At 55.5% G+C, this 22888-nt stretch carries 20 protein-coding genes and 2 riboswitches; of the genes, 10 read left to right on the forward strand and 10 right to left on the reverse strand.

The window, feature by feature from the left end:
* Positions 1-511 precede the first annotated feature (511 nt).
* Positions 512-1864: a radical SAM protein gene (locus QO008_RS01735; RefSeq protein WP_126464730.1), complete on the reverse strand. Its 1353-nt coding sequence runs from the start codon at positions 1862-1864 to the stop codon at positions 512-514.
* 95 nt (positions 1865-1959) lie between these two features.
* Positions 1960-2502 carry a TetR/AcrR family transcriptional regulator gene (locus QO008_RS01740; protein WP_126464731.1) on the reverse strand — a complete coding sequence of 181 codons (543 nt, stop codon included), beginning with the start codon at positions 2500-2502 and terminating at the stop codon, positions 1960-1962.
* Between the two features lie 403 nt (positions 2503-2905).
* On the opposite strand from QO008_RS01740, the gene QO008_RS01745 reads away from it, so the two are divergent.
* Both QO008_RS01745 and QO008_RS01750 read left to right on the forward strand, forming a co-directional pair.
* Positions 2906-4186, forward strand: a complete 1281-nt coding sequence (locus QO008_RS01745) for an O-acetylhomoserine aminocarboxypropyltransferase/cysteine synthase family protein (protein ID WP_307383777.1) — start codon at positions 2906-2908, stop codon at positions 4184-4186.
* Positions 4187-4209: 23 nt separating this feature from the next.
* Positions 4210-5070 (forward strand): homoserine O-succinyltransferase, encoded by an 861-nt coding sequence (locus QO008_RS01750; RefSeq protein ID WP_307383781.1) that lies wholly within the window; start codon positions 4210-4212, stop codon positions 5068-5070.
* Between the two features lie 51 nt (positions 5071-5121).
* On the opposite strand, the gene QO008_RS01755 is transcribed toward QO008_RS01750, so the two are convergent.
* Positions 5122-5877: a magnesium transporter gene (locus tag QO008_RS01755; RefSeq protein WP_307383784.1), complete on the reverse strand. Its 756-nt coding sequence runs from the start codon at positions 5875-5877 to the stop codon at positions 5122-5124.
* A gap of 150 nt (positions 5878-6027) precedes the next feature.
* A riboswitch (M-box (ykoK) riboswitch) is annotated at positions 6028-6188 on the reverse strand.
* 179 nt (positions 6189-6367) lie between these two features.
* Here QO008_RS01755 and serC point away from each other — a divergent pair.
* From serC to QO008_RS01770, 3 genes are read left to right on the forward strand one after another with little or no spacing between them, the layout of a single operon-like run.
* Positions 6368-7456: a 3-phosphoserine/phosphohydroxythreonine transaminase gene (gene serC, locus QO008_RS01760; RefSeq protein ID WP_126464735.1), complete on the forward strand. Its 1089-nt coding sequence runs from the start codon at positions 6368-6370 to the stop codon at positions 7454-7456.
* A 19-nt stretch (positions 7457-7475) separates the two neighbouring features.
* Positions 7476-8636: a phosphoglycerate dehydrogenase gene (locus QO008_RS01765; RefSeq protein ID WP_307383787.1), complete on the forward strand. Its 1161-nt coding sequence runs from the start codon at positions 7476-7478 to the stop codon at positions 8634-8636.
* An 8-nt stretch (positions 8637-8644) separates the two neighbouring features.
* Positions 8645-9844 carry a DUF1015 domain-containing protein gene (locus tag QO008_RS01770; RefSeq protein ID WP_307383791.1) on the forward strand — a complete coding sequence of 400 codons (1200 nt, stop codon included), beginning with the start codon at positions 8645-8647 and terminating at the stop codon, positions 9842-9844.
* A 471-nt stretch (positions 9845-10315) separates the two neighbouring features.
* Here QO008_RS01770 and QO008_RS01775 read toward each other — a convergent pair whose 3' ends face one another.
* Entirely contained in the window at positions 10316-11497 is a 1182-nt protein-coding gene (locus QO008_RS01775) for a CAP and S-layer homology domain-containing protein (protein WP_307383794.1), read from the reverse strand.
* A 161-nt stretch (positions 11498-11658) separates the two neighbouring features.
* Here QO008_RS01775 and QO008_RS01780 point away from each other — a divergent pair, with 161 nt between their 5' ends.
* Positions 11659-12864, forward strand: a complete 1206-nt coding sequence (locus QO008_RS01780) for an MFS transporter (RefSeq protein WP_307383797.1) — start codon at positions 11659-11661, stop codon at positions 12862-12864.
* A 64-nt stretch (positions 12865-12928) separates the two neighbouring features.
* Here QO008_RS01780 and QO008_RS01785 read toward each other — a convergent pair whose 3' ends face one another.
* The 5 genes from QO008_RS01785 to QO008_RS01805 form a co-directional block, all read right to left on the reverse strand.
* The gene (locus tag QO008_RS01785) at positions 12929-13822 is read right to left on the reverse strand and encodes a class B sortase (RefSeq protein ID WP_307383800.1); all 894 of its coding nucleotides are present in this window, start codon (positions 13820-13822) and stop codon (positions 12929-12931) included.
* Between the two features lie 90 nt (positions 13823-13912).
* On the reverse strand, positions 13913-15166 hold the full coding sequence (locus QO008_RS01790; protein ID WP_307383802.1) for a hypothetical protein: 1254 nt from the start codon (positions 15164-15166) through the stop codon (positions 13913-13915).
* A gap of 160 nt (positions 15167-15326) precedes the next feature.
* Complete coding sequence (locus tag QO008_RS01795; RefSeq protein WP_307384104.1) at positions 15327-15773, reverse strand: Ig-like domain-containing protein; 447 nt, start codon at positions 15771-15773, stop codon at positions 15327-15329.
* Positions 15728-16099: a hypothetical protein gene (locus QO008_RS01800; RefSeq protein WP_307383805.1), complete on the reverse strand. Its 372-nt coding sequence runs from the start codon at positions 16097-16099 to the stop codon at positions 15728-15730. The genes QO008_RS01795 and QO008_RS01800 overlap by 46 nt, the downstream gene beginning before the upstream one ends.
* A 103-nt stretch (positions 16100-16202) precedes the next feature.
* Positions 16203-16577: a hypothetical protein gene (locus tag QO008_RS01805; protein WP_307383808.1), complete on the reverse strand. Its 375-nt coding sequence runs from the start codon at positions 16575-16577 to the stop codon at positions 16203-16205.
* Positions 16578-16977: 400 nt separating this feature from the next.
* A riboswitch (cobalamin riboswitch) is annotated at positions 16978-17139 on the forward strand.
* 30 nt (positions 17140-17169) lie between these two features.
* Here QO008_RS01805 and QO008_RS01810 point away from each other — a divergent pair.
* Both QO008_RS01810 and QO008_RS01815 read left to right on the forward strand, forming a co-directional pair.
* The gene (locus tag QO008_RS01810; protein ID WP_307383811.1) at positions 17170-18150 is read left to right on the forward strand and encodes an ABC transporter substrate-binding protein; all 981 of its coding nucleotides are present in this window, start codon (positions 17170-17172) and stop codon (positions 18148-18150) included.
* On the forward strand, positions 18147-19163 hold the full coding sequence (locus QO008_RS01815) for a FecCD family ABC transporter permease (RefSeq protein ID WP_307383813.1): 1017 nt from the start codon (positions 18147-18149) through the stop codon (positions 19161-19163). Before QO008_RS01810 ends, QO008_RS01815 begins: the two co-directional genes overlap by 4 nt.
* 47 nt (positions 19164-19210) lie before the next feature.
* Here QO008_RS01815 and QO008_RS01820 read toward each other — a convergent pair whose 3' ends face one another.
* Positions 19211-19717, reverse strand: a complete 507-nt coding sequence (locus tag QO008_RS01820) for a type 1 glutamine amidotransferase domain-containing protein (RefSeq protein ID WP_307383816.1) — start codon at positions 19715-19717, stop codon at positions 19211-19213.
* Positions 19718-19798: 81 nt separating this feature from the next.
* Here QO008_RS01820 and QO008_RS01825 point away from each other — a divergent pair, with 81 nt between their 5' ends.
* Positions 19799-20560 carry an ABC transporter ATP-binding protein gene (locus tag QO008_RS01825; RefSeq protein WP_307383818.1) on the forward strand — a complete coding sequence of 254 codons (762 nt, stop codon included), beginning with the start codon at positions 19799-19801 and terminating at the stop codon, positions 20558-20560.
* A gap of 87 nt (positions 20561-20647) precedes the next feature.
* Positions 20648-22132, forward strand: a complete 1485-nt coding sequence (locus QO008_RS01830; protein WP_307383821.1) for an FAD-dependent oxidoreductase — start codon at positions 20648-20650, stop codon at positions 22130-22132.
* Positions 22133-22888 lie beyond the last annotated feature (756 nt).

Raw genomic sequence — 22888 nt, forward strand, 5'->3', positions numbered from 1 at the left:
AATGGCTGTGGTGGCGTTGTGCGCTATTAGAAACAAAGGGTACGTCGTGCGTTCCGGCAATGGCTTCGTTGCATACCCCTTGTAGGGAGAGAGATTCTTCGACTCGGAACTAAAGTTCCTCGCTCAGAATGACAAAGAGGGGGCGGTTCGCGAATCCCCACCGCTGTCATCCTGAGCGGAGCGCAGCGAAGTCGGCCGCTCCGTTAGCCAAATCAAAGATATGGACTGCGCGGCATCTGACCTACGACGAAATCGAAGATTTCTGTTAGGTCATGAAAAGATCTCAAGTTGACTATTGCGGGTCGACTGCTTGCATGGTGTCGATTGCGTGTCTTATCCCCCAAAAGAGAAGGTACGTCGCGCGGTCCGTCATCGGCCTCGTTGCGTATCTCTTGTAGGGAAAGAGATCTTTCGACGCGGGGCTTCGCCCCTTGCTCAAGATGACAATGTGGTTGCGGTTTTCCGCACACAAAAAGAGCGAGGGGGTCCCTCGCTCTGTATCCGCGCGGCATCAGCGGGCGTGCACTTTTTCTTTTCGTTCGCGTAAGGTCTTTTCCCAAAGCTTGCCGGAGGTCTCGGCCCACATATCGGCGGTGTCGTGGCATTTGGCGCAGAGGTCGTCGACGTTTTCGGGGTTAAGCAGATCGGTCGACTTGGCGCCGGAGGCGTGGACCATATCCGCCAAGCGGTCTTTGTTGTCCAAGAGGGGACAGGGACGCAGCAGATTGTCGTTGAAGGGCTGTCCGTCTCGGTAGGCCCGAAAGAGGGGGTTGGTGAGGGCATCGAGCAGCGAAACTTCGCGGATGTTGGCGTCGGAGTAGTGGATAAAGGCACAGGGCTCCACGTCGCCATTGGCGTTGATGTGCAGATAGTTGCGGCCGCCGGCGATACAACCGTGTACGTATTCGCTGTCGTTCCAGAAGTCAATGGTAAAGATCGGCTTTTCGTTGCGGAATTTGCGGATGGTGTGATAGATCTCTTCCCGCTGTTCGGGCGTCGCCATCAGTTCGGTGGGAGAGCCGACTCCGACGGGCATAAAGGTGAAGAACCAAGCGAAGAGGGCGCCCTTTTCGACCATAAAGTCGAAATATTCTTCGGAGGCGATGGCCTCGGTATTTTGCGAAGTATAGGCGCAGGATACGCCGAAGGGCAAATGGTGGGCCTTCAAAATATCCATCGCGCGCTCGATTTGGGCAAAGGTGCCGCTGCCGCGGCGGCCGTCGGTGGCGGCTTCAAAACCTTCCACGCTGATGGCGGGCACGAAGTTTTTGACCCGGAGCATCTCCTCGGCAAAGGCGTCGTCGATCAGGGTGCCGTTGGTAAAGGCGAGGAAAAAGCAGTCGTCGTGCTTTTCACAGAGCCGGATGACGTCGTCTTTGCGCACCAAGGGCTCGCCTCCCGAGAACAAGAACACGTGCATGCCCAGTTCTTTGCCCTGGCGGATGATGTCGTCGAGCTCCTCGAATCGCAAATTCAAGTGGTCGTCATACTGCGCCGCCCAGCAGCCATCGCAGGCCAGGTTGCAGGCGGTGGTGGGGTCGATGAGCATTGTCCAGGGAATATTGCAGTCGTATTTTTTCTCGAGGGCGTCTTTTTTCGGCGCCCAGTCCACGAATCCGTTGATGACGAAGTTTTGGAAAAAGGCGTCGATGACGCCGGGGTCGATGTCTTCGAACACGTGGTCCATAAGTATATGCCAATTGTTGTTCGGGTCCTTGACCATGGGACGCAGGAACTGAAATTGGGAGTAACCCGCGAGTTTGGGATAGAATTTCTCTAAGAAATCGTATGCCTTTTCTATATTGTCGGCGGGATCTTCTTGCACAAATTGAATCAGTTTTTTGACCGTAAAATTTTTTAACATAAGAACCTCCCTTGTAGCTATATCATAGTCTCCACCGGGTCGGATTGATATAGACAAATGAAGCGTTCTGTCTGAAAATCGCGTTTTTTGTAGATTTACGAAGATTTTGCCATGGAATCGAGGGTATGAGAAAGGCTTTCTTTGAGCAAAAAGCGAATCTGATCCCGATACACCTGAAAATTCTCGTCCATATTGCGCTGTACCCAGTAGAGATAGATGCCGGTAAAGCTGTAGGTAAAAAAGTCGACGAGGAGTTCGGCGGCGTCCGGATCGACGGGGCGCCGCGGCGCATCCGCTTCGATGCGCTTGCGAATAAAAGGCCGCATATGGCCCATGATATAGTCGCCGATCCATTTGGGGTTGACGGAGTGGTAGATGTTTAAGATGATTTTTTTCTGCTTCAACGACTCCTCGAAGATCTTGAGCAGAAGATCGTCACCGCCCGCGAACAAAGGCGAAATGTCTTCGTCCAGGGTGTATCGCAAGAGGTCGTAAATGTCTTCGAAGTGGTAGTAAAAGGTCTGCCGGTTGACCCCCGCCTGATCGGAGATTTCTTTGACGGTGATCTCGTCGAGACTGCGGGTCTTTAGGCAATCGACCAATGCCTCCGCCAATGCGTTTTTCGTATCGTGGGCCACGGTGTCCCTCCTTTCTGCGGTTTTTTCGCCGTTACTATATCTTTACCCAATCGCAGCATGAAAATTTGTCGCAAAGAAAAGCGGAAATACGGTTGACAGCGTACGGATCTATGTAGTATCCTTTCTAACAACAGCAAACCACAGAAAAGAAGAGTACCCTTCCGAGATGCGTACAGAGAGCTTTGTTTGGTGAGAAAAGCGGATTCGACGGAGGCGAAGATGGTCTTTTGTCCGGGAGACTTCGATACTAGGGGTCTACGGGGGCGCCCGTTACAGCGCTAGGGTATGATGGTACCTGAAGAGGCTTTTGCCGCGAGGCATAGGCGAAATAAGGTGGTAACACGGAGTAAAACTCTCGTCCTTTGGGACGGGAGTTTTTTTGTTGGCAAAAGGAGGATTTACAATGACGGATTTGAATCGCATCGACATCGAGAGCTTGTGTGTGCAGGGCGGCTATCAGCCGAAGAGCGGCGCGCTCAGAACGCTTCCGATCGCGCAGGGCACTACCTACAAATACGACGACGCCGACGAAGTGGCGGAGCTGTTCGACTTAAAGCGCGAAGGGCATTTGTATACGCGCATCTCCAACCCCACCACGGCGGCATTTGAAGAAAAGATCGCCCAACTGGAAGGCGGCATCGGCGCCGTCGCCACGGCATCGGGACAGGCGGCGAATTTGATGGCGGTCCTCACCATCACCAAGGCCGGCGAAAATGTCGTCGCCATGAACAATATTTACGGCGGCACCTATACGTTGTTGGGTTCCACCCTAGAAAAATTCGGCATCGAATGCCGCTTTGTGGCCCTAAACGATTTCGAAGCGCTCGATGCCGCCATCGACGAGAACACCAAGCTCGTATTCGGCGAAACCGTAGGCAACCCCGGCGTCGCGGTGTTGGATATCGAAGGGGCGGCGGAAATCGCCCACGCCCACGACATTCCCCTCGTGGTCGACAACACCTTTGCCACGCCGTATCTGTGCCGGCCCTTCCGATTTGGCGCCGACATCGTCACCCATTCCGCGAGCAAATATATCGACGGTCATTCCTTCTGCATGGGCGGGGTCGTCATCGACGGCGGCCGCTTCGACTGGACCGGCGGCAAATTCCCCTGCCTGACCGAAGCGGACCCGAACTACCACGGCCTCAGCTATACCGAGACCTTCGGCGATGCCGCTTATATCACCAAGGCGCGGGCGGTGTTTCTGAGGGATTTGGGCGCATCGCTCAGCCCCCTGCACGCCGCGAGCTTTCACAAAAGCCTAGAAACGCTGGCGCTGCGTATGGAACGCCACAGCGCCAACGCCCTCGAGATCGCGAAATATCTGGCGAATCACCCCAAGGTGGAATGGGTGCACTACCCCCATCTGCCCGATTCCGAAAGCTATGCGCTCGCCCAAAAGTACCTGCCCGACGGCGGAAGCGGCGTGATCTCCTTCGGCGTAAAGGGCGGTTTGGAAGAGACCAAGGCGTGGATCAACGGCCTCGAGATGGTGAGCCTGGTGGTGCACGTGGCAGATACGAGAAGCCATGCCCTTCACCCAGCGAGCATGACCCATCGCCAGCTCAGCGACGAAGCCCTAAAGGCGGCGGGGATCTCGCCCAATATGGTGCGACTCTCCGTGGGAATCGAAAAAGTAGACGACATCATTCGCGATTTGGACGCATCGTTTTCGAAGCTATAACAAGACGAAATCAGGAGGGAAGGATGACGGCGTTGTTTGGTACAAAGGAAGGGAAACAGAATATAGACACACGAAAGAGCGCGCGGCATAACGCGCCGCTTCGCATCGCGCTGGTCAATCTGATGCCCGACAAACGCGCGACCGAAATGCAGTTTCGCGCCCTGCTTTCGCGGAGCGGGGCCGAAATCGACTGTATCCGCATGGCGAGCTATACGAGCAAGCGCGGCAGAGATATGGACTGCGTGCGGCGGTACAAAACCTACGACGAGATCCAAGGCGAGCACTACGACGCCATGATCTTTACCGGCGCGCCGGTGGAATGCATCGACTACGCGGATATCGTCTACTGGGAGGAACTGACCCGGCTTTTCGACTACGCCGAGAGGCGCGTCGAGAGCACCATGTTTATCTGCTGGGCGGCGCAGGCGGCCCTCCACTACTTTTACGGCATCGGCCATCGAACCGCGTCGCACAAAATCTTCGGCGTATACGACTACCCGCGGCGCGAGGAAAATGCCCTATTTGCGGGCTTCGACGACCGCTACTATATTCCCCATTCCCGCCACACCTATGTGCGAAGTGGGGATGTGGCAGTGGATTCCATCGACATCCTGGCGGCGAGAGAAGAGACCGGCATCAGCCTCGCGGCAGATGGTAACCGCGGCTTTCTCTTCAACTTCGGCCACTGGGAATACGACCGCAACACCCTCCACCGGGAATACCTGCGCGATCTGTCCCGCCAAAAACCCATACGTCCGCCCGAAAACTACTACCGCGGCGACGATCCGGCGGCGGAAATCTGCGTGCGCTGGCGGGCATCGGCGACGCTGTTTTTCGAAAACTGGGCGCATCTCGCCCGCCAAAAGGCAAGAGCGGTGCAGTAAGACGAAAAAAACATCTCCTGTCAACACGGGAGATGTTTTTGATTGCGCAGATTATAGATACGGAATCACCGCCGTCGCCAGGCCGAAATAGACGATCAGTGCAAAGGCGTCGCAGAGGGTGGTGATAAAGGGGCCCGATGCCACCGCGGGATCGATCCCGATTTTGTCGAAGAGCGTGGGGATAATATAGCCGATGGCGGCAGAAATCGTAAGCGTCAACAGGATCGACGTGCCCACCACCGCGGCGAGCAGCAGATTGCCTTCCACCACCAGCACCACGATCCCGATGGCGAGAAAAGCCGCCATCCCGATAAAAAAGCCCGAAGCGAGTTCGCGGAGAATGCTCTTTATAAAGCTCTGGTTGCGGTCTTGGTGAAACGCCAAGCGGCGAATGGCGAGGGCGAGGGATTGGGTGCCCACATTGCCGGCGCTGTCCAAAATAATCGGCATAAAAATCGCGAGCGCCACTACTTCCTCGATCGTGTCTTCAAAGAACGAAATCAGATTGGCGGAGATTAGGCCCAAAAAAATCAAAGTCACGATCCAGGGCACCCGCGCCTTTACCGCTTCGAACACGGAATCCGCGGGGGAAGGCCGGCTATCTGTGTCTTCTACCAGCGTAAACAACCGCGTGAGCTCGTCGCCGTCCAAGCAGGCGGTAAGGCGGGTTTTGTTGACGGGGTAGAGGGATTGGAACAGCCGCTTTTGTTCGTCCGTTCGCAGGGAAAAAAACATATCCCGGAACTTTTCGTACTCTTCGTATTTTAAGAACCGATACATCAGGTCGAATTTCTTTTCGGTGGTCATATTTCTATCTCCTTTCGGTCGTGCGTTATTCGCGCTTCCAGTAGCGTCTCTCTCGGGGAAGAGGGTCTGACATAGTATGCTCCTTTCTGTGGGAGGACGATACAGAAACCCCGGAAGATAGAAAACCCCCACTGCGCAAGTGGGGGCATAACCGATACTTTCTATTGAGTTTCAGCACTTTACAACGTAACGTGAGGTAGCTGCATTATGTCTTTCCTTGGCGAAAAGACCTGTTCGACCCGTTGGCGTCTCTCGACATTTCCGGGCAGCAGCGTGTATTTGTAAAGGAGCCTCCCTTAATAACTGTATGATATTCATTTTTACTACGTCATCATATCATGGATTCCGAATCGGGGCAAGGTGTGAAAATTTACATGGGGATCACGCAAATTTTAACCACCCCGTATTGTTTTTTTTTCCTCGGAAGCGTATAATGGGGAACAATATATTTTAGCACGGTAATGTGTGAATTGATCCAGGAGGGATTGCTATGGCGAGAAAACGAAACTTCTCAGCGGGTCCGGCGACTCTGCCCGAGGCGGTATTGAACAGAGCCGCGGCGGAGATGACGAATTTCAAGGACAGCGGTATGTCTGTGATGGAGCTGAGCCACCGCAGCGCGCTGTACGAGTCTATCCACGACGAAGTAAAAAGTCGGCTCTCTCGTTTGCTCTCACTTCCGGCGGATCGGGAGGTTCTCCTCCTACAAGGCGGGGCATCTTTACAGTTTGCCATGGTTCCCATGAATCTATTAGAACCGGAGGATAGGGCGTCCTATCTGATCACCGGATCTTGGGCAAAGAAGGCCTATAAGGAAGCGCAGTTTTTCGGCCATCCCGAGATCCTCGCCTCGACGGAAGCGGAGGGATTTCGACGGATTCCGTCCTTTTCGGTAGAGGACGTGCCGAAGGCCGCCCGCTATCTCTATTTATGTACCAACAACACCATCTACGGCACCCGCATTGCCCCGGAAACGATCCCCGAGGTGGGGGTGCCCTTGGTGGCGGATATGTCGTCGAACATTTTGTCGGAACCTTACGATATGCGCCACTTCGACCTCGTCTTTGCCGGGGCCCAAAAAAATCTGGGGCCTGCAGGGCTTACGGTGGTCATTCTTAAAAAGGGGCTGCTCCGCAAAGCGTCGGGGGCCCTGCCCGCTATACTGGACTACCGCACCCATATGGAGAAGGGGTCTTTGTATAACACGCCCCCGACCTACGCCATCTATATCTGCAATCTGGTTTTGGCGTGGATCGAGGAGATGGGCGGATTGGATGCCGTGGCGGAACGAAATCGGGACAAAGTGCAGATGCTCTACGATTGCATCGACGAGAGCGATCTGTTTTTTAACGACCGCGCCCGAGAAGATCGCTCCCGCACCAATGTGGTCTTTACCACAGGGGACGCAGACATCGACCGCGCCTTTGTGGATGGGGCGGCGGAGCGGGGGCTTATAAACCTCAAGGGGCATCGAAGCGTCGGCGGTATGCGGGCGAGTTTGTATAACGCCATGGAACCGGAAGGGGTGGCGGAATTGGTGACTTACATGAAGGAATTTGAGGTGCGAAATGGACGCTGAGCGGAAAAAAGAAAGCAGAATGTATAAGATTCGAACCATCAACGAGATCTCCAAGGAGGGACTGAAGCTCTTGCCGCCGAACTTTTTTGCCAGCCCGGAGGAGCCGAATCCGGATGCGATCCTGGTGCGTAGTGCCGACCTCCACGATTTTGATTTTACCGAGAACATTCGCTTTATCGGCAGAGCCGGTGCCGGGGTGAATAACATCCCCGTGGCGTGCTGTTCGGAAAAAGGCATCGTCGTCTCCAAAGCGCCGGGGGCCAATGCCAACGGCGTCAAGGAACTGGCCCTTTGCGCCCTGCTCTTGGCTTCGAGAAATATCGTCGGGGGCATCGATTGGGTGCGGGGCTGCGAGGAGATCGACCTGCCCAAGGCCGTGGAGTCCAACAAAAAGCGATTTGCCGGCCCCGAACTCGCCGGAAAGACCTTGGGGGTGATAGGGCTCGGAGCCACCGGGCGTTTGGTGGCCAAGGCGGCCATCGATCTGGGCATGGATGTATTCGGCTACGATCCCTACCTTTCCGTAGAAAACGCCCTTCATTTGGACAGCCGGGTCTCTGTCGTAAACTTTAGCCGCACCTTGTTCAAAAATTGCGACTACATTTCCCTACATTTGCCCCTGACCGAGGAAAACAAACACTTCGTCGGCGCCGAACTCCTCTCCGTCGCCAAGCCCGGCTTGCGTCTGATCAACATCGCCCGGGGCGGATTGGTGGACCACGCCGCCTTAAAGGCGTATATCGATTCCGACATCGTAGCCGCCTATGTGGTGGATTTTCCCGACGCCGAAACCCTGGCTTTGCCGAACACCGTCAACATTCCCCATTTGGGGGCATCCACCCCGGAAAGCGAGGAAAACTCCGTGCGCCTGGTAGTGCGGCAGCTCGTCGACTATCTGAACAACGGGAATATCAAAAACTCGGTGAATTTTCCCGATTCCGATATGGGCGTCTGTAAAAGCGCTTGGCGCATCACCGTGAACCACCGCAATATCCCCAATATGATCGGGCAGATCACCACCGTACTGGCGGAGGAAGGCATCAACATCGCCAATCTGCTGAATCGACACAAAAATGGTTGGGCCTACACCATGATCGACGTCGATTCCCCGGTAGACGAGACCATGCGCGATCGCCTGTGGGCCATCGACGGCGTCGTGCGGGTTCGCTTTATGAAATAGGAGGAAATATGGTACAGATACGAGGATTTCGGGCCTTACGGCCGATGCCGAAAGAGGCGGCACAGATTGCGGCCCTGCCCTATGATGTGTATTCGCGAGAAGAAGCCCGGCGGGAGATCGAAAGCCATCCCCTGTCCTTCTTGCGCATCGACCTTCCCGAGGCGATGATGGCGCCGAAAGAGGCATACGGCGATAGGAATCGCCGCGCCCGTAGAGAACTCGATGCCATGGTGGCGGAGGGGCATTTTTATCGGGAAGAGGTGCCGGGCCTGTATATCTACGAATTGGAAAGGGAGGGGCGGCGCCAAAAGGGTTTGGTGTGCTTAGCGTCGGTGGCGGAATACGAAAACGGCACCATTCGACGCCACGAAAAGACCCGCCGAAAAAAAGAAGCCGACCGGGTGGATCACATCCGCGCCCTGAACGCCCAAACCGGGCCCATCTTCCTCGCCTATCTGGAGCGGGACGAAATACGGAGACGGATCGACGAGGAGAGTGCCCGCCCGCCGGAGATCGAATTTACCACAGACGACAAGGTGGTGCACCGCATTTGGAGCCTGCGGGATTCCGATACCGTAACCGCCATCGAAAACCTTTTTCGCGCCGTGCCGTCGATGTATATCGCCGACGGACACCATCGCTGCGCTGCCGCCGCGCGGGTTGCCGCCGAGACCGAGAAGGAGAATGCGGGCTTCCTCGCCATCCTCTTCTCCCATAGGGATTTGCAGGTCTACGATTACAACCGCGTCGTAGCGGATCTGGGCGGCCTCAGCGAAAGGGCGTTTTTCGAAAAGCTCGGGGCGCACTTTGCGGTAATAGAAGCAGAAGGTCCCCTTCGGCCCGCGCAAAAAGCCACATTCGGCATGTATACGGGGGGCCGGTGGTACCGACTGGAATTTACGGGTCAAATGCCACGCGATCCCGTGGCCGCTTTGGACGTATCCCTTTTGCAAGACAATGTCTTGGGGCCGATACTGGGCATCGACGATCCCCGCACCTCTGAGCGCATCGACTTCGTCGGCGGCGTGCGGGGCATGGAAGCGCTCGAGCGGAGAGTGGATGCGGGCATGGCCGTCGCATTTTCCCTGTACCCCACCGCCCTGGAGGAACTTATGGACGTCGCCGATGCCGGCTGCGTAATGCCGCCCAAATCCACATGGTTTGAACCCAAACCTCGATCGGGATTGTTTATTCACGAATTGAGGTGAGTACGGCAACGGGAGAATTGGCGAGATGCACATTCGTCCCCCATTGTCCGGGCGACAAGACACGCAGAAGGTAACGTGCAAACCGTCGACCCGCAATAGCTCTGGGAGATCCTTCGACTTCGCTGCGCTCCGCTCAGGATGACAAATTCTTGTCACGCCTCATATTGTCATTCTGAGCGAGGAACTTTGTTCCGAGTCGAAGAATCTCTTTCCCTACAGAGGGTACGCAACGAAGCCATTGCCGAACCGCACGACGTATCTTTCCGCTGCGCTCCGTTCAGGATGCAGGGGTGGTTTTGCGTGTTACACCCCTATTGTCATCTTGAGCAAGGGGCGAAGCCCCGCGCCGAAAGATCTCTCTTCCTACACGGGATCCGAAACGAGGCCATTGCCGAGCCGCACGAATAGGATTTTATCGTAAATTTCCACACAAATAGAGGTATACCAAACGGTATACCTCTTCTCTTTCCCCTATCGACAGAAGGCGGTGGCGCCGACGAGGATGCCGACGTTTTTTGCCCCCGGCTCTTCGCGCATTTCCTCTCCCGCGTAGAGTTGTACGTTCACGGTAGAGTAGAGGGGCGACAGCATGTTCTCCCGGTGTCCGGGGCTCTTCCACCAGGCGTTAAAGCTGTGGTGGGCGAGATACACGGGATCGGTCATGATCTGCCGCGTATTCTCGTCCATTTCTTTTTTGAGGGGCACCTGAATCAGGTTTTCGCCCACAAAGTAGCGGGGATTCAGCACGGGCAGGTAGGTGTAGGCGGTGTAGTAGGGCGTGCCGTCGGGACGCACGTGGCGATTGCCGCGGATCCGCATATTGCCGTAGAGGGCGAGTTCCTTTGCCCGCACATACGCGCCCTGCTCCAAATCCACTGTGAGGCGGAGCGGCTTTTGTCCCGCCGAGGCGCGGGCGTCGTTGATGAGTTTCAGCAGTTCCTTCTGGTACACGCGGTGGTCGAAGGTGGAGCGGGTGTTAAAGCTGTCTTTGTAGTCGCTGAAGCCCGGCGCCTTTTCTTTTTCCGGCGGCACGACGAGGGTCGCAAAGCCCTCTTCGTCGGCCATGGCGTCGTAGAGCATGACGAACACATCGCGGCGGAGTGCCGGCGCATTGCCCGCCACATCCTCGGGGGCGAGACCCAGTTCCCGCGCCCGGTGCATCCACCCGTCGGGCCAAGGTTCGGACGGATCGGGGTAGCGCGCCTCTTTGTCGTCGAGGACGACGAGGATTTTTGCCACCTCGCCGTAGCTCGCTTTGCGATCGGGCTGAAAGTTGCCGTCTGCGTAGCCATTCAGTACCGGGGCGGGCCGCTTTGCATTGGCGCCTTCAAGGGCGGCGATATATCCCTTCGCCCAGTGGGCATCCGCCACGTCGGGGAAGGGGGAGGGGAGCGACTTGGCGGCATCGGCGCTGTCTTTCAAACCCATGGCGAGCACGATCAGTTTGCTGAGCTCCGCCCGGCTTACGGCGCGGTCGAGCCCCAAGTTGTCGTCTCCGTAGCCGCGCACGATGTTTTTTTCCTGCAAAATGCGGATCTTTTGCGCTTCGGGGGCGGCGTCCGATTCTGCCGCAAAGGCGCCCGAAGCACAAGAGAAGAGCATCCCCGCGGCGAGGGCCGCCGCGGCAAGGCCGGATTTGAAAGATGATAACATAGCTACCTCCTAAATTTTACCTGCATTTCATGTAGTACTAGGATTATAACCGAAAATGGGGTCCCGCTAACAGGAAAATTGCAGTTTGCAGAGACCTCGCGACGAGATTTTGGGCAAAACACGGGTATGTACCCCATAGACACAGAAAGGAGATTATCTATATGAAACGTTCGTTGTCTCCGAGCGTGATCGTCATATTGATTTTTGGCGTCATCAGTTTGTTCGGGGATATGGTATACGAAAGCGCCCGCAGCGCCAACCCCCAATACTTCCAGTTGCTGGGAATCGGGGCGGCAAAGGTCGGTCTCGTGTTCGGGATCGGCGAATTTTTAGGCTATTTTTTGCGATTGGTGGCGGGCATTTTATCGGATAAAACCCAGCGGCCTTGGCTGTTTATGTTTATCGGCTACGGCATGTTGATCGCCGTGCCGATTATGGGGCTCTATTACGATTGGAACATCCTCGTGGTGCTCATCCTCGCCGAGCGGATCGGCAAGGCGCTGAGAAACCCCGCCAAGGACACGGTCCTGTCGGGCGTCGCCCAGGGCGAGGTGGGCGTCGGCTTTGCCTTTGGCCTGCAGGAAGCCCTCGACCAGCTGGGCGCCTTTTTGGGGCCGCTGATTTTTACCGCGGTGTTTTATTTTTCCGGGGCGCGGGGCGTAGGCGCCTATCGGCAGGGGTACCGGCTGTTGGCGATTCCCTTTGTCGCCCTTATGGTCTTTTTGTTCTTTGCCTACCGCAAAGTAGAGGGAAACCGCCTCTTGCCCGATGCCGATACGGCGGGGCTTCGGCAGCAGCGCTTTGAACCGGTCTTTTGGCTCTATACCGCCTTTACCTTTTTCGCCACATTGGGCTTTGTAAACTTCAGCACCATCGGGTATCATCTCAAGGCGGCGAATCTGTTTACCGACGCGCAGATTCCCATGCTCTACGCCTTTGCCATGGTGGTCGACGCCGTCACCGCCCTCGTGGTGGGGCGCGCCTACGACAAGAAAAAGGAACAATCCGGCGCCCGGGCGGGCCTCGGCGTGTTGATCGTCATCCCCGTCCTCTCGGCGCTATTGCCCCTGGTTTCCATCACACAGAACAAAGCCGTCATCGTGGCGGGGATGTTCGTATTCGGCGTCATCCTCGGCATTCACGAGACCATTATGCGCTCGGCGATTTCGGATTTGACGCCGTACCACAAGCGGGGCACGGGCTACGGCATCTTTAACGGCGCCTACGGGCTCGCCCTGCTGGGCGGTGCGGCGTCGATGGGCGCCTTTTACGAAGCGGGGCAGATCGGTGCCATCATCGCCTTTGCCCTCGCGGTAGAAGCGGTGGCGCTCCTTCTGTACTTCCGCATGCGAAAGGTCGCCGGCTAAAATACGATTGCACACAAAAAGAGACGAGCCATTTTTTTGGCTCGTCTCTTTCTTTTGCCTTCGATTACGATTCCGTGCGCACCGCGTGGATCACCATGCGGTCGTCCCGGTCGGAACAGGTGGAGAGGGTGAGTATTTTTCCGTTTCGCGGCATCGTGTAGGGAAGCAGATTCTCCGCGTCGATCCGCGAAAGGAAGCGCGCCTTGTCTTCGCCGCTATACTGCGGCTTGCGGTAGTCCGCATAGGCGGAGACGTCGTAGGCCGCCACCACCCGATACGCCATTTGCCCGCGGGGCGTATCGACATAGATTAGCGGGTGCGCGGCGCGAAATTCTTCGTCGCCATACTGCACCAACTCGTGGAACACGTGGCCGCTGCGGACATTGTGCCCGTAGAGCACCGTGTTGTAGTCCGAAAAATCCGCCGCGTCTCGCGCGTCCATAAACACTGCGCCGAAGGGGTGGTACTCGCCCTTGTAGTTGTGGTCCAGGTAAAAGGCATTGTCCTCGCCCTGCACCACCGGAAAGTCCACCGCCGTGCCCGGCACGCGAATGCGGCCCACCACATCGGGGTAGCGGTCTTTTAGGGAGCGGATGGCATTTTTAGAAGAAGCGGGCGCCGCCTCTGTGCGCGCTTTCTCTGCGGCGGGGGCGGGCGCTTCCTCCCGTGCCGCTTCCCGTGTCTCGGACGCGGGTGCCGCCTCTTCCGACTTTACCTCGGAAGACTTGGCGGGGAGGGGAAGGGCGGGCGTCTCTTCCTTTGCCGCTGGCTCTGCGGGATTCTCGGGCGGGGTAGCGGCAGGCGAAGCGGCCTCCGCCCTTTCCATCGCCTGCACAAATTCCGCCTGATCCGCCTGAAAGCTTTGGTTGGAATGGTAATAATCGAAGATCTTATAGGCCGAGAATAGAATACACAGGACCAACGCCAATTCTACGGCGCGTATCAGATATTTTTTCATGGACGGTCCTTTCTATAACCGGCAAATATCGTGCTTATTTCTTTCTGCGCTTGGATTCGAAGAAACCGAGAATCGCAGATGCCAAAACGCTCAGCCGAAGTAGCCGCTTACACCGGCATCGAAGGTTTGGGGCGCCTTGTCGGCGTCGTCCTTCGCCTTGGTTTCGACCTTCTTCGTCGTATCGCCCTTGTCGGATTTCTTTACCACGCCGGTCTTTTCGGGGGCGTAGGGTTTGTCCGTAGAGGGCTTGTCTTTGGGTTGCTTTTCGGGAGCAGTGGGTTCACCCGGCTTATTGGGCGTGGGTTCACTCGGCTTGTTGGGGGTGGGATCTACCGGTCCGCCAGGAGTGCCGGGGTTCCAGGGCTTGCCGGGCGTCGGGTCGGACGGCGTTCCCGGGGTCGGATCGGACGGACCTTCCGGCTTGGTCGTCTTCGTGTCTTTCTTGTAGACATAAGTGACCTTGAGTTCTTTTTTGGGAACAAAGTTGTCCTTCACTTCGCTGCCGTCGATGGTCTTCGTGATTTCATCAGACTTTTCAATTCGTTCGGGAACGAGTTCAAATCCTTCCTTCGGATTTTCCTTCGTACCGTCGGGTTTGGCAGAAGTGGTAAACTCTTCTTCCTTGGTTCCTTCTTGTGCGGGAATCTTAATTTCCGAAGTCTTGACCAGCTTGCCGTTTTCGTACTCTTCGTAGATATGGGTTTCTACAAAGGTACCCTTGTCTTCTTTTGGATCCACAGGTGTGGTATTTTCTACCGTCTTTTCATAGACATACCTGACTTCAAGATCCTTTCCGGGGATAAAGTTCTTTGTAACTTCTTGACCGGTAAGCTCTTCTTCAATTTCGTCAGACTTTTCAATCTTAGTGATGACGAGTTCAAAGTCTTCTTTAGGATTCTCTTCAGTACCGTTAGGTTTGGCAGCGGTGGTAAACTGTTCGTCTTTTGTACCTTCTACTATGGGTACGCTGATGGTAGTTGTGTTTACCAGCTTACCGTTTTCGTATTCTTCGTACACGTGGAGTTCTTCAAACGTTCCATTGACTTCCTCAGGCAGTTCTCCGCCGGCGGAAGATTCCACTGTTAGAATATTGTTGTTTAACCCTAACCAAGTTGGACTAGTGGTAAAATTTCCGTCGTTGCCGTAGAATTTAGCGGCGGAATATAGATTTATATTCTCTTTTTTGGGATCGACTTTAGAGACGACTTTAATGACATAGGGATTGTCAATGGTCTTTCTATTAAAGTTCACTCTGGCCTTGCCGGTTTGATTGTTAAAACCTACCTCACTAGCGGTATCGATCTTGTCATCGGTGAGCCAGTCTCCGTAGACGGCATGGGGCATAACGTATCTTTATCGAGTTTGTATACGGTTACCTTGGTGTTGTCATTGGTGAAGAATACGTTGCTGCGGTAGCCGGTAACTGTTTCTGCCTCGTTTTCATCGTTTCCATTGTGAAGAATAACGCCGACAGATAGTTGAAGATCGTTTTCCGAAGAATAGTTTACATCTTTAGAGTTGGGGTTAATATAGTAGATTGGGTAAATTCGCCGGTTTCCGGATTCCATTCGGTGAATTCACTCTTTCCCGCTAAGGCTTCATGATTATAAGGTTCACCATAATCCACATTTAAGGTAATGGAATCAGTGGTCTCGCCCATATCAACAGTAAAAGTTTGCTCTTGACTGTTTTGGATCTTCTCTTCCCGGTCAAAAGCGGCGTGTTCGGCGCGTGCCTTAGCGTAGCCTCTTCCATTGATGGCATCGGTAAAAGTATAGACGATTGTGTTTTTATCCACGTCATACTTTCCAGTTGCAATGACGGTATCGCCGAATGTGATGTCTAAAAGATCGGTGGGTACCGGCTCGAGTCCCTTTAATCCGAAGTTATCGGAGTGGGTAATGGTTACGGTGTCTCCGTCCCGGGTGTCCTTCGGAGTGACAAAGGAAATTCAAAGGAGAGGGCTTCGCCACCGACTACGTCTAGCGTGCCTTCAGTATCCTTTGTTTCCGTCTCGCGAATCTTTACCACGGGGTTAATCAGTTCGTTGGTAATATCCTTAGCATCTCTTGTAACTTCTTCGGCCAGTGTGGAGGGATCGACTTCGACGGGTGCGATTTCGAGCTTTTCGGGTTGCAGGGCCTCTGCTTTGAGGAGGGCGTCTTTTTCTTCTTGGGTTCGATCGGCGGGGTCTTTTGCCAAGGCGGCGGCGAGGCGTTCGTCGTTCGCGTCGGCTTCTTCCGCCTGGGCGTCTTTTTCCGCGTCTTCTGTGGGCATGGCGGCTTTCAATGTAGCAGCGCTTGCGGGCGCGAGGATCGTTTCTTCTTTTTCTTTGTCCGATTCTTCGGGTTCTGCCTCCTTCGTGGAAGGGGCATCGACGTCAATACTTTGAGGGGGTGGATTGGCTTGTTTCTGCGGTTTCCTCGGGGTTTACGGCTTGCGCTTCGGCGGTATCTGCTTGCTTTGCTTCTACCGGCGCTTCGGCTTCTTTGGCCTCGGCGGCGGGCGCTTTTTCTTCTGCGGGCTTTGTGTCGGCCTCTTCGATTTCTTCGGGCGCTACCGCTTTGGCGGGCGCTTCTTGTGCCGGTGCCGATTGGGGCTTGGCGCTTACGGTTTCGTAGGCGGTCTCTGCCACGGATTGGGTGGCAACGAGTGCTGCCACGTCTTCTGCCTCTTGGGCGTGGACGGTGATTGGCGCCGCCAGTACGGTCATGATGAGAACGTTACGAATGGCGTTCTTTTTAAAGTTGTTCATGGATCATCTTTTCTCCTTTACAATTGACGTTCGAGAACCCCGTGTACCCGTGTATATGAATGTATACACTTAGTTCTATATGTTACTATACCACGATTGACGGTGTTCAATCTATTGAATTATACAAAGCATGTGTAGTTTTCTGGCGGGAAAGGTTTCCCGTATTTACAGTATTTTAAAACCATTTTCACATTATTCAATAAATTGATTTTTGAATTCTCGAAGAAAACACGCCTTGCATCGGATCGTACGGCGGATGTGGGGCAGGTATATAAAATTTATATATAGATGTCATCCTATGGATTTTGAGGATATATGGTTGCCTTGTTTTCCCGCCAAAAAAACCGACGCCCATAAATTTGTAATCAGAATGACTTAGATTGCCTTCGGTTTTGCGGATTGCTATACTATTTATGTAGGCTCCTTCGGGATAAAAGGGGAAGTCGCCGTTTGCGCACGGTCCCGCCACTGTATACGTCGAGAGGCCCGCTCACTTTACGGGAAGGGCGCTGCCTCGTTGGAGACGGGAAGTCAGGATACCCGCCTACGGTAGGTTTTTCACGCGGTATGAAGACATACACAGGAGGTTATTATGAAGAGGTTTATTGCGGTCGTATCGATTTTGTTATTGCTCCTCGTAGGTTGTGGCCGGGACGCAAATGTTTCCGATACGGCAGGTGAAAAGACGGCGGTGCCGTCGGATTATGCACCGGTTACGATCGACACGGTAGACAGCGACGGTAAGCCGGTGGAACAGACTTTTGAGAAGATGCCCGAAAAGGTGCTCTGTGTGTACCAATCGGCGATCGAGAATATGCTGGCGCTGGGTCTGGAGGATAAGATTGTCACGGCGGCGATGCTCGATATTCCGGTAAAGGAAGAGTATAAGGAAGCCTTTGGCGAGGTAGAATATATGGAAGATGCGCCCTCGAAGGAAGCGGTGCTCGCCATGGAGCCGGATATGATTCTCTCTTGGTCGTCGTATTTTACCGATAAGATGTTGGGCGATGTGCGCGATTGGCATAAAAAGGGCGTACATACGTATATATTAAAAAATAGCGGGGCGGTAAAGCCCAATCGCTTGGAAAATGAGTTCGACGATATTTTGGCGCTCGGCAAGATTTTTCATAAGGAAGATGTGGCGGAGCAGATTGTACGGGATATGCGCACGCGTCTCGAGGAGACGGAAAAAGCCCGCGCGGGTAAGCCCAAGGTGACGGCGGTGATTCTCGAGATCGAGGACGAAAATTTGTTTCGCAATTACGGCAAGGACACGGTAGGCGGCGAGATCGCCCTGAAGGCGGGCGCGGAACTTCCGATCGAAGGGGATCGGTTCGGCGCGGAAGAATTGATCGAGAAGGATCCGGAGGCGATCTTTTTGGTGTATTTCGGCGAAGAGAAGACGGAGGGCGAGCAGCTCGCGTGCGTTCAGGAGAATCCCGCGCTTCGGTCGCTGAGAGCGGTGCAGGAGGATCGGGTATATCCGGTGAGTCTGTCCGAGGTGTACGCTTCGGGTGTGCGCACGGCCGACGGGATTGAGACGATTGTAAAAGGGTTGTATCCCGCACTATGATTCGGCACAATCGGTTTTTATTGCCGCTTTTGATCGCCTTGTTTCTGGTATCGGCGTATATGGGATTGTGTTTGGGCTATGCGAAGATCCCCGGCGCAGAGATTTTTCGGGCGCTGTTTCGCCCGCAAGAAGCGCCTGCGCAGGTAGCGGCGATTGTCACCGAGATCCGCCTGCCGCGTATGCTCCTCGCGGTGATTGTGGGCGCGGGGCTTTCGGTGGCGGGGCTCGTAATGCAGGCGGTGGTGGGAAACCCCATCGCCGACCCGTATATATTGGGGATTTCCTCTGGGGCATCGCTCGGTGCGACGGCATCGATCGTGTTGGGGCTGTTTTCCGCCTTCGGCACCTACGGACCGGGGATCGGCGCGTTTTTGTTTGCGCTCCTCACCGCGCTCGGGGTGCTCGCCCTTTCGGGCGTCGGCGGGCGCGCCACGGCGGAGCGGCTGATTCTTTCGGGCCTTGCGATTTCGACGGCGGCATCGAGCGCATCGACGCTGCTTTTGTATACGGCAAAGAACCGCGATGCGGTGCGCGAGGTGAGTTTTTGGCTTATGGGTTCGCTCTCGGGGGCAAAGCTCGCGGAGTTGAAGTTTTTGGCACCGCTGATTCTCCTCTTGTGCCTGTTTTTAACGGGGCAGTACCGCAATCTGAATCTGATGCTGTTGGGCGACGAGACCGCCTATAGCCTGGGGAAGGACCTCGCCAAGATCCGCCTGCTTTACATTGTGTGCGTATCGCTGATGGTAGGGGCGATGGTCTACGCCGCGGGCACAATCGGATTTTTGGGGTTGATTGTACCCCATATGGCGCGGTTTATGGCGGGCACCGACCACAAGCGGCTGATTCCCGTGGTAATGCTCTTGGGGGCTATATTTTTGTTGTGGGCCGATATCGCCGCGCGCAATATGGTCCCCGGCGGCGAATTGCCCACCGGGGTGGTGGTATCGGTGGTGGGGGCGCCGTTTTTCGTGTATCTGATCGTAAAGAACGCAAAACGCAGGACCCGGGGCTAAGACCGGGCACAAAAAAAGGCCCCCGCGGGGACCTTTTTCGTTTGGGATTAGGATTCCAAGAGTTTGATAAACTCCCGCACGTGTACCGGCAGATCGCCGGGGTTGCGGCTGGTGACGAAGTTGTCCGAAACGACGACTTCTTCGTCGACCCATTCAGCGCCGGCGTTTTCGAGGTCTACGCGCAAGCTGGGAAAGCTGGTCACCTTTTTGCCCGAAAGATCGGCGGCGGAAGCCAGCATCCAGGGGCCGTGGCAGATGGCGCCCACGGGCTTACCGGCCTCTGCCATGACCTTTACAAAGGCGACGGTGTCGGGAGAGCGGCGCATAAAGTCGGGGGAGAAGCCGCCGGGAATATACACGCCGGCGTAATCCTCCGCCTTGGCGTCTTGTGAGGCGCGGTCGCTCTTTTTCACAAAGCCCGCCTTGCTCTTGTACTCGGTCTCGGCGTCGGTGCCGATCAGCTCTACCTCATAGTCTTCCCGCAGGCGGTGGAAGGGGTAGATGAGTTCCTGCTCGTCGAATTGGTTTTCTATTAATATGGCTACTTTTTTCATACTGTCCTTACCTCCTATACATACTGCATACCCGCAGGGGAGGATCTGACGCAGATATTTTGATGCGAGAAAGGAGGCGCTATGCTCGAAGCCGAACACCTCATTGTGTCTATCGGAGAAAAGGAAATTTTGAAAGACGTGTCGTTTGTCGCGCGTCCGGGGGAATGTGTAGCCGTGATCGGGCCCAACGGATCGGGAAAGAGCACTTTGGTGCGCACCCTGGCGCGCATTCTTCCGTATAGCGGGCGGATTTTGCTCGACGGGGCGGAGGCCCGCACCATCTCTCGGCGCGCGTACGCCCGGCGGGTGGCGCTGGTGAGCCAGTTTCAGAATATGGCGTTCGACATGAACGTGCTCGATATGGTGCTGATGGGCCGCACGCCGTACAAGTCGTTTTTGGCGCGCGATACCGCCGAGGATGTGGCGCGGGCGCGGGGGTATTTGAAGGCCGTGGGGCTCGAAGACTTTGCCGAGCGCAATCTGTTGGCACTTTCCGGCGGGGAGCGGCAGCGGGCGGTGCTCGCCCGGGCGCTGAACCAGGAGACGGATATTTTGATCTTGGACGAGGCGACCAATCACTTGGACATTTATTATCAGCTCGAGATCCTTTCGCTAATAAAGCGACGGCAGGCGACGGCGATCTGCGTGCTGCACGATGTAAACCTCGCCCTCGCCTATGCCGACCGTCTTTACGCCTTAAAAGACGGAAAGATGCTTTCGCCCCGCCGTCCCGAGGAAGTGGATCCCGCCTGGATCCGCGGACTGTACGGGGTAGAGGCGGTGGCGACGATGATTCCGGGCACGGACACGCACCAGGTGCTTTTTCCGCCCCAGGGACTTTGATAAGCGGCGGCTTTCGTACTTTTTGAATCGCCTACCCTTCGGGTATACAAACCGTATACCCATAGGAATGAAGCATAGGAGGTAAGTATGGAAGTTGCGAATCGAAATTACATCGAGATTTTGGGAAAAGAAGAAGAAATCCCCGAGATCGCAGAGACATACGCCTACGACGTGGTCGTGGTGGGCGCCGGCACCCCGGGCATTCCCTGTGCACTGCGGGCGCAGGAAAAGGGGCTTTCGGTGGCGGTGATTCAAAAGGAATCCGCCGCCAGTGCCTGCGGCAATATCGGCGCGGGGATTGTCACCGATGAGAGCAAGCCCGAGGACGTGGCGCGGCTCGTCTCTATTATGCAGAACCACTCCGGCCATAGGCCCAAGCGCGAGGTGCTCGAGGTGTGGGCAAAGTATTCGGGCGATGCCGTATCGAGCATGATCCACTGGGGCGAAGAAGCGGGCTGCCAGGTGCAAAATGTGGGCACCGGCCCCCACAAGCCCATGCTCGAAAAATACGACCTCGACATCAGCTTTGTCACCGCCCTATTCGGCCCCAAACCGTATAGCGTGGGGCGCGCCGTCAAAGAGCTCGCCGCCTACGGCGAGAAAAAGGGCATCGACTTTTACTATAAGACCCGCGGCGTAAAGCTCGAAAAAGACGGCGATCGCGTGGTCGGCGTCATCGCCCGCCGCGGTGAGAATTATCTGCGCTTTGCGGCGAAAAAAGGCGTGGTAATCGCCACCGGCGACTACCAAAACGACGAGGAAATGTCGAACTTCTTTTTGCCCGACATGGTCCACTACGAGCGCAAAAAGCGCGGACGCACCGGCGACGGTCACCGCATGGTCGTGCGCGCCGGCGGCCGCATCGAAAACATCGGCCACACCAAAATGGCCCACGACTTCGACGCCGGCTCCGCCGAAATGATGGATATGCCTTTTTTGCGAGTAAAGCGCGACGGCACGCGCTTCTGCAACGAGGAAGAGCAGATGGCGGTCATGAACTGCTATCTGCTGAGCGAAGAAGACGAGGGGAACTACTTCCAGATCTTCGACGACGTCTACCCCGAAAAGGCGAAGGACTTTCCCGGCGAAGTGGCGGACAAAGAGACGATCAAAAACTTTATGCCCGAAGAAGACATCGCCAAGCGAAAGGGCGTAATCCGCTCGCAGATCGGCACCTTTAAGGCAGACAGCCTGGAGGAACTCGCACAGAAACTGGGCATCGAAGACATCGAAAAATTCGTCGAAACCGTGGAACGCTACAACGAAAACGCCCGCAAGGGATCCGATCCAGACTTCGGCGTAAATCCGAAGTACTTACAGACCACCGACACCACGCCGTATTACGGCATACACCGGCACTTGCGCCTTACCATGGCATTGGGCGGCGTCGTGGTAGACGGAAACCTCAACTGCCTCGACGAAAACGACAAGCCCATCCCCGGGTTGTATGCTGCGGGCAATGTGTGCGGCTGCTTCTTCGGCTCCAGGGATTATCCCATGACCGTGCTGGGCCTCAACCACGGGAACAACTACACGCAAGGGTACTTCCTCGCCGAACACCTGGCGAAATAGAGAGAAGGGCGCGACATCGGTCGCGTCTTTTTTTGTGGGGATGTAACGCGAAAAACACTTGTCATCCTGAGCGGAGCGAAGCGGAGTCGGCCGCTCCGTTAGCCAAATCAAAGATTTGGACTGCGCGGCATCTGACCTACGACGAAATCGAAGATTTCTGTTAGGTCATGAATGGATCTCCGTGGGCTATTGCGGGTCGACAGATTGCACAGAGCCTACTGCGTGTAGTGTGTTCCGAAACATAGGGTACGTCGTGCGTTTCGGGGATGGCTTTGTCGTGTACCCTATGTAGGAAAAGAGATCTTTCGACGCGGGGCTTCGCCCCTTGCTCAAGATGACAATAAGGGGAGGGTCGCGAAAAACCACTTGTCATCCTGAGCGGTGTCTATTGCGTGCGTTGAGTTCCGAAAGAGAGAGTACGTCGTGCGTTTCGGGAATGACTTCGTTGCATGGGCCATGTAGGGAACGAGATTCTTCGACTCGGAACTAAAGTTCCTCGCTCAGAATGACAATGGGGGGTGGGGCGCGAAAAACTACTTGTCATCCTGAGCGGAGCGCAGCGAAGTCGAAGGATCTCCCTAAGCTATTGCGGGTTGACGGATTGCACAGAGCCTACTGCGTGTAGTGTTGCCCGAAAGAGAGGGCGGGTCTTGCGTTTCGGGGATGGCTTTGTCGTGTACCCTATGTAGGAAAAGAGATCTTTCGACGCGGGGCTTCGCCCCTTGCTCAAGATGACAATAAGGGGTGGGTCGCGAA

The organism is Aedoeadaptatus ivorii, from assembly GCF_030815095.1.
GTDB lineage: Bacteria > Bacillota > Clostridia > Tissierellales > Peptoniphilaceae > Aedoeadaptatus > Aedoeadaptatus ivorii.